The organism is Streptomyces sp. SID3212, from assembly GCF_009865405.1.
Classification (GTDB): domain Bacteria; phylum Actinomycetota; class Actinomycetes; order Streptomycetales; family Streptomycetaceae; genus Streptomyces.
This window is the reverse complement of the sequence record NZ_WWJY01000665.1, coordinates 1-1323: the sequence shown is the minus strand read 5'-3', so window position 1 is coordinate 1323 and position 1323 is coordinate 1. Positions and strand designations below refer to the sequence as shown.

General features: G+C 72.9%; 1 protein-coding gene and 1 pseudogene. One reads left to right on the top strand and one right to left on the bottom strand.

All coding sequences use genetic code 11. The features are described from left to right. Window positions 1-873: pseudogene (locus GT042_RS20020) on the top strand (hypothetical protein); the annotation flags it as partial. Here GT042_RS20020 and GT042_RS20015 read toward each other — a convergent pair. Continuing rightward, a partial coding sequence (locus GT042_RS20015; RefSeq protein ID WP_161310092.1) for an AAA family ATPase occupies window positions 843-1323 on the bottom strand: 481 nt, incomplete at its 5' end. The pseudogene GT042_RS20020 and the gene GT042_RS20015 sit on opposite strands and share 31 nt — an antisense overlap.

Genomic DNA, 1323 nt, shown 5'->3' with positions numbered 1-1323 from the left:
ACGCTCTCCGGGGCCGCCCTGCTGCTCGGCGCCGCCGCCGTGGCCGGGTCCTGGCTGAGCGGCGCGGTGCCGGGACAGGCGGCCGAGGGCAGCAACTCCCTGCTGGAGTCCGTCGCCGACACCGCCCAGGCGCTGGGCTCCTGGCTGATAGGGCTCGGCTTCATACTGTTCGTCACCTGGGGCCGCCGCGCGTACCGCGACCCGTCGGCCCGCCGCACGATCGGCATCCTCTGGGACGTCGGTACGTTCTGGCCGCGCGCCGCCCACCCCTTCGCGCCGCCCTGCTACGCCGAGCGTGCCGTGCCCGACCTCACCTGGCGGATCGCCTCCTGGACCGCCCGTACGGGCGGCCGGCTCGTCCTCTGCGGGCACTCGCAGGGCAGTGTGCTCGCCGCCTCCGCCGTCTGGCAGCTGCGGCCCGCCACCCGCCGCCGCGTGGCGCTGCTGACGTACGGCTCACCGCTGGAGCGTCTCTACGGCCGCTGGTTCCCCGCCTACTTCGGCGCGGGCCCCCTGGCGGGACTGAGCAAGGAGGTGCACTGCTGGCGCAACCTGTGGCGCGCCACGGACCCGATCGGCGGCCCGGTCAGGATCCCGGCGGACGGGGACAGGCCCGAGGTCGACCGCGGACCGCTCAAGGACCCGCTCGCGTACGGCCGTTCGGCGCGCCATCCGCTGCCCGAGCCGATCCTGGGGCACTCCGCGTACCAGACCGACCCGGTCTTCACCGAGGAACGGGACGCGCTGCTCGACCGGTTGCCGCCCGCGCCCCTCCCGCGCCAGACGTCCCCGCGCCGGACACCCCGGCACCGGACACCACGGCGTGACGAACCCCAGCGGCCTCAGGGCAGTTCGGGCAGATCGTCCGGGTAGAGGAGCGTCAGGTCGTCCGTGCTGGTCTGCGGCAGCTGGGCGACCCGGCCCGCGTGCCGCTCCACCATCGACTCGAACGTCTGGCGCGCGGTACGGCCGTTGCCGAAGGCGGGACCCTTCGGCAACGCCGTGAAGTACTTGAGCAGCGCCTCGCCCGTGCCCTCGCCGAGCCGGTACTCCTGCTCCTCGGACTGCTGCTCCACGATCCGCAGCAGTTCCTCGGGGACGTAGTCGCTGAAGGTGATGGTCCGTGAGAAACGGGACGCCACACCGGGGTTGACCGTCAGGAAACGTTCCATCTCGACGGTGTACCCGGCGACGATGACGACGACCGCCTCCCGGTGGTCCTCCATCAGCTTCACGAGCGTGTCGATGGCCTCCTTGCCGAAGTCCCGGCCGGAGTCCTCGGGCGACAGCGCGTACGCCTCGTCGATGAAGAGCACCCCGCCC